Origin of the sequence: Acidovorax sp. HMWF029 (assembly GCF_003060895.1) — a bacterium.
Classification (GTDB): domain Bacteria; phylum Pseudomonadota; class Gammaproteobacteria; order Burkholderiales; family Burkholderiaceae_C; genus Acidovorax.
In genome coordinates, this window is record NZ_QAIH01000184.1 from 18,706 (window position 1) to 24,013 (window position 5,308).

Annotated in this window: 5 protein-coding genes; 3 read left to right on the forward strand and 2 right to left on the reverse strand. The window is 66.5% G+C overall.

The window, feature by feature from the left end; translation table 11 throughout:
- Together DBR12_RS22835 and DBR12_RS12685 are read right to left on the reverse strand one after the other, a co-directional pair.
- Window positions 1-494: biotin carboxylase N-terminal domain-containing protein (locus DBR12_RS22835; RefSeq protein WP_304529315.1), on the reverse strand; the 494-nt coding region annotated here is incomplete at its 3' end.
- Window positions 495-588: 94 nt separating this feature from the next.
- Window positions 589-2,196, reverse strand: a complete 1,608-nt coding sequence (locus DBR12_RS12685) for an AMP-binding protein (RefSeq protein WP_108617575.1) — start codon at window positions 2,194-2,196, stop codon at window positions 589-591.
- A 155-nt stretch (window positions 2,197-2,351) separates the two neighbouring features.
- Between DBR12_RS12685 and DBR12_RS12690 the strand changes: the two genes are divergently transcribed.
- The 3 genes from DBR12_RS12690 to ltaE form a co-directional block, all read left to right on the forward strand.
- Complete coding sequence (locus DBR12_RS12690; protein ID WP_108617576.1) at window positions 2,352-3,002, forward strand: TetR/AcrR family transcriptional regulator; 651 nt, start codon at window positions 2,352-2,354, stop codon at window positions 3,000-3,002.
- Between the two features lie 60 nt (window positions 3,003-3,062).
- The gene (locus tag DBR12_RS12695) at window positions 3,063-4,310 is read left to right on the forward strand and encodes a branched-chain amino acid ABC transporter substrate-binding protein (RefSeq protein ID WP_108617577.1); all 1,248 of its coding nucleotides are present in this window, start codon (window positions 3,063-3,065) and stop codon (window positions 4,308-4,310) included.
- 188 nt (window positions 4,311-4,498) lie between these two features.
- The coding region (gene ltaE / locus DBR12_RS12700) for a low-specificity L-threonine aldolase (protein WP_233244440.1) at window positions 4,499-5,308 on the forward strand (810 nt) is incomplete at its 3' end.

Consider the following 5,308-nt stretch of genomic DNA (forward strand, 5'->3'; position numbering starts at 1 on the left):
CGCCCGCCGCCACCGCCGATGGCCTTGATGACGATGCCTGCATGCGCGTGCTGCGCGAAGAATGCCTGGGCCTCTTCCAGAGATACGGCCGCCTGCGTGCCGGGCATCAGCGGCACACCCTGCTGCTGCGCCAGCGCACGGGCCTGCGCCTTGTCGCCAAACAGCGCCAGTTGCGCAGGCGTGGGGCCGATGAAGCGCATCCCCGCCTCAGCACAGGCACGGGCGAAGTCGGCGCGCTCGCTCAAGAAGCCGTAGCCTGGGTGCACGGCATCGCAGCCCTGCGCCTGGGCGATGGCAATGAGGCGCGCGCCGTCCAGGTACGCCGCCGGTCCGGTGGCGCCCAGCGCCACGGCGGTAGTGGCCGCCTGCACATGGGGGCTGGCGGCGTCATCGTCGGCATACACGGCCACGCTGGCAATGCCCAGGTCGTGCAGGGCGCGCACGGTGCGCAGTGCGATCTCTCCCCGGTTAGCAACAAGGACTTTGGTGAACAAGGTGAGCGGTGACATGGGTACTTTTGCTATTGTTTTCGAAGCTGCTAGCGCTTGATAGCCATTCGCGGAGGGGCTATTTGATTCAAACTTTGATTCAAAGGTCGCGTAACAAACGGCGCAGCACCTTGCCTGCGCCCGTGGCGGGCAGTGCGTCGATAAAACGCACCTCGCGCGGGGCCTTGTAGGGCGCCATGTTCTCGCGGCACCAGGCCACCAGGGCGGCGGCGTCCACGTCCTGGCCGGGTTTCTTGACGATGAAGGCGCGCACCACCTCGCCCTTTTCCGCATCGGGCACGCCAATCACGGCGGCCTGGGCCACGGCGGGGTGCTTGATGAGCAGGGTCTCGACCTCTTCGGGGAACACGCTGTAGCCCGAGACCTTGATCATTTCCTTGAAGCGGCCGATGAAGGTGAGGTAGCCGTCCGCATCGATCTTGCCCATGTCGCCGGTGTAGACCCAGCCATCGCGCAGCGTCTTGGCCGTGGCTTCGGGCTTGTTCCAGTAGCCCTTGAAGTTGCCGGGGCCGTGGATGGTGATCTCGCCCACCTCGCCAGCAGCCAGCGGCGCGCCGGTGTCGGGGTCCACGATGCGGATCGTGTTGCCCGGCACAGGCTTGCCCTGCGTACCCCAGCGGATCGCGTCCACGGGCATGGCGGTGTCCACCGTGTGGGTTTCCGACAGGCCATAGGCCGCCTCGTGCGCAATGCAGTGGGGCGCGAACTGCTGCCACTGCTGCGCCAGCGCCTCGGTGAAGGTGATGCCAAAGCTGGTGACCGGGTTGCGGCGCAGCGCGCTCCAGTCCATCTCGCGGGCGCCGGGCACTTGCATCAGGGCGCCGTTCATGGGCGCGATGCTGTACCACCAGGTCACGCGGTGGCGCTCCAGCGCCTGGGCCACGCCTAGTGGGTCGAAGCGGTACAGCAGCACGGCCGTGGCGCCGGTGTAGACCGGCAGGTTCACGCCCATCACCATGCCGGCGATGTGGTACAGCGGCGCCACCGCCAGCAGCGTTTCGTGCGGTGTCATGCCATTGCAGTCGGCCGATGCAGCGGTCTTGAACGTGGCGTTGCCGTAGCTCAGCATGGCGCCCTTTGGTAACCCGGTGGTGCCCGATGTGTAGGTCATGAGCGAGACGTCGTCCATCGCCAGTGCCACCGGCGCAGGCCGCGCGCCAGTGCGGGTGGCGGTCAGGAAGTCTTCGCAGCCCGCTGGCACCGGCGCCATGGCTGCGCGCATGTTCAGCAGCTCGGCGGGCACGTCGATGCTGGGTGCGCCCTCAGGCAGCAACTCGGCATAGCGCGCCACAAACACGTGCTGCAAAGCCGTCTTGGCACGCACTTTGTCCACCACGGGCAGCAGCACGTCGGCTGCGACGATCACGCGGGCCTGCAGGTCGGTGAGCTGGTATTCGAGCTCGTGCTCCTTGTTCAGCGGCCCGCAGGGGCACACGATGGCACCGATCTTCTGGATGCCGTAGTGCGCCATCACGTACTGCGGGCAGTTGTTCATGAACAGGGCCACGGGCTCGCCTTTCTGCACCCCCAGCGTCTGCAGGCGCGCGGCAAATGCATCGCTGGCTACGTCGAGCTGCGCCCAGGTGATGGGCTGGCCGTACCAGAGGTAGGCGATGCGGTCGGGCGTTTCGCGCGCGTGGCGGCGCAGATGTTCGTGCAGCGGCAGCTGCGGTGCGGTAGAGGGCATGGCGTTGTCTCCGAGGTGTCTGGAATCGCTGGTTCTTGGCGGCCACTCAGGGTTTTCTCTGAGCGCCCTCACCTGCCAGCGTCTTGCCAATATATACCGCTTGGTAGAACAATGCTACCCATGGGTATAACTCCAACGTCGCGCAAAGGACACCGATGAACCAGCAGCCCCCCGTGCAGGCCAGCGGCCGCCAGAAAGCCGCCACAGCCGGGTCGGACGAGAAGCGCGAGCGCATCCTGCGCGCGGCCGAGGCGCTGTTTGATGCGCAGGGCTACGCCAACACCACCATTGAGCAGATCGTGCAGCAGTTGGGCGTGACCAAGCCCTTTGTGTACTACTACTTTCGCAACAAGCAGGAGATCTTTGAGACGCTGTCGTGGGCGCCTGCCGTGGCGTGTTTCACCGCGATGGACTTCGCGGCGGACGATGACCGACCTGCGCATGTGAAGGTGACGGAGGGCATCGAGCGGCTGATCCGCGCCACGCTGGAGCACCACCCGTCGGCCTTCTTCCCCTACCGCGAGCCGCAGGTGTACCGGCCCGAGTACCTGGCGGCGCAGAAGGATCTGGCGAACCACTTCTACGACCGGCTGTGTGCGCTGCTGGAGCAAGGCCGAGAGGACGGCATGTTCGAGTTCAACGACACCAAGATCACCGCGCTGGCCGCCTGCAGCCTGCCGGGCTTTCTCTACAACTGGTACCGCCCTGACGGCCGCCTGTCGCAGGACGAGGTGACGCTGGAGCTGGCGCAGCTGGCCTGGCGCGTACTGGGCCTGCGGCGCACCCGCAAGCGGAACCCGGCATGAGACGCGCGGCTGCACTGCGCCCCCATCCCTGAGCACTACAACCACCGGAGACAAAAAACCATGAAAACAGCGTTTCTCACCCCCCTGGCCGCTGCGGCGGCGCTGCTGATCGGCACCGCTGCCAGCGCGCAGGAGACCTTCAAAGTCGCCTACATCGACCCGCTATCGGGCCCGTTCGCCAACGTGGGCGAGCTGATGCTCACGCACACGCAGTACGCCATCGAGGACATCAACGCCAAGGGTGGCGTGCTCAAGGGCACCAAGCTGCAGCTGCTGCAGTTCGACAGCAAGCTCTCGGCGCAAGAGAGCCAGAGCGCGCTGCAGGCCGCCATCGACCAGGGCGCCAAGGCCATCGTTACGGGTGGCTCGGGCTCCTCGGTGGTCACGGCGCTGGTGCAAGCGGCAGCGCGCCACAACCAGCGCAATCCAGGCAAGGAGATCCTGGTGCTGAACCACTCCTCCATCGACCCCGAGCTGACGGGCAAGGCCTGCAACTTCTGGCACTTCCAGTTCGAAGCCAACACGGCCATGAAGATGAAGGCCATTGCCAACTACATCAAGAAGCAGCCGGACATCAAGAAGGTGTACCTGCTGAACCAGGACTACGCCCACGGCAAGCAGTGGGCGCACTATGGCCGCGAGATGGTGGGCCTGGCGCGGCCCGATATCCAGTTTGTGGGCGAAGCGCTGCACCCCATCGGCCGCGTGAAGGACTTTGCGCCCTACCTCGCCAAGGTCAAGAGCACAGAAGCCGACTCGGTCATCACAGGCAACTGGGGGCAGGACATGACGCTGCTGCTCAAGGCGGCGGGCGACGCGGGCTACAACCTGCGCTACTTCAACCACAGCGCGGGCTCTATCCCCGGCACGGTGCTGGCGGTATCGCAGGCCAAGCAGGGCCAGCTGACCTGGGTGGCCGAATGGCACCCCGGCCAGGCCGATACCCCCAAGGTGGACGCGCTGGCAAAGACCTACAAGACCAAGACGGGCAAGGACTTTCTCGCTCCGCGCATCGAGATGACGTCGCGCTTCCTGGCGGCAGCCATCAACAAGGCCCAATCCACCGACCCGGTGAAGGTGGCGCGCGCGCTGGAAGATCTGACGATTGATTCGGTGGTGGGCCCCGTGCGCATGCGCGGCGAGGACCACCAGCTGCTGCTGCCGCAGGTGGTCAACACCATCGCGCCTGTGGACGGCAAAACCGTGAAGGCGGGCTGGGAAGGTACGAACTATGGCTTTCGCACCGATGCGGCCTACACCGGCAATGAGCTGGCCCAGGGCACGGACTGCAAGATGACCAGGCCGTAGCCCCTTGCATCGCCTTCGGCGCCATCCCCCTCAGGTGGACGACGCCCTCGGTGCGGGGCGGCCCTTGCTCGGCGTCCCTGACCTGGGTAGCGCCCATTCCGTCGGCCGAGGGCATTGCAGCCGCTGAGGATGCCAACGCGACTAATATGGTCGGCCATTCATTGACCCGCCCCACAAGGACCGCGCCCATGCCCGACTTTCGCAGCGACACCGTCACCCAGCCCAAGCCCGCCATGCGCGAGGCCATGTTCAAGGCCCCGCTGGGCGACGATGTGTTTGCCGACGACCCTTCGGTGAACGCACTGCAGGAACATGCCGCTGAGCTGCTCGGTTTTGAGGCTGCGCTGTTCGCCCCCTCGGGCACGCAGACCAACCTGATCGCGCTGTGGGGCCACTGCCAGCGCGGCGACGAGGCCATCGTGGGCCAGAGCTGGCACACCTACCGCTGGGAGGCGGGCGGCATGGCCGTGCTGGGCTCCATCCAGCCCCAGCCGGTCGAGACACAGCCCGACGGCACACTGCGCCTGGCCGACATCGCGGCGGCCATCAAGCCCGATGACCCGCACTTTGCGCGCACCCGCCTGGTTGTGCTGGAGAACACCACCGGCGGCCAAGTGCTGCCGCCCGCCTACATCGCCGAGGTGGCGCAACTGGCGCGCAGCCGGGGGCTGGCCATGCACCTGGACGGCGCACGCATGTTTAATGCCGCCACGGCCAATGCTGCACGCAACGGCACCGATGTGTACGAAGAAGCGCGCGCGCTGTGCAGCCACTTTGATTCCGCATCGCTGTGCCTGAGCAAGGGCCTGGGCGCGCCCGTGGGCTCGCTGGTGCTGGGCTCGCGCGACTTCATCCGGCAGGCCCGCCGCACCCGCAAAATTTTGGGCGGTGGCATGCGGCAGGCGGGTGTGCTGGCGGCCGCCGGCCACTATGCGCTGCAGCACCATGTGCGGCGCCTGGCGGAAGACCACGCCCGCCTGGACCGATTGGCGCAAGGG

What these genes read in the sequence shown, in the direction of transcription:
- DBR12_RS12685 (WP_108617575.1), bottom strand. Translation starts at nt 2,196, where the DNA reads ATGCCCTCTACCGCACCGCAGCTGCCGCTGCACGAACATCTGCGCCGC.
- DBR12_RS12690 (WP_108617576.1), top strand. Translation starts at nt 2,352, where the DNA reads ATGAACCAGCAGCCCCCCGTGCAGGCCAGCGGCCGCCAGAAAGCCGCC.
- DBR12_RS12695 (WP_108617577.1), top strand. Translation starts at nt 3,063, where the DNA reads ATGAAAACAGCGTTTCTCACCCCCCTGGCCGCTGCGGCGGCGCTGCTG.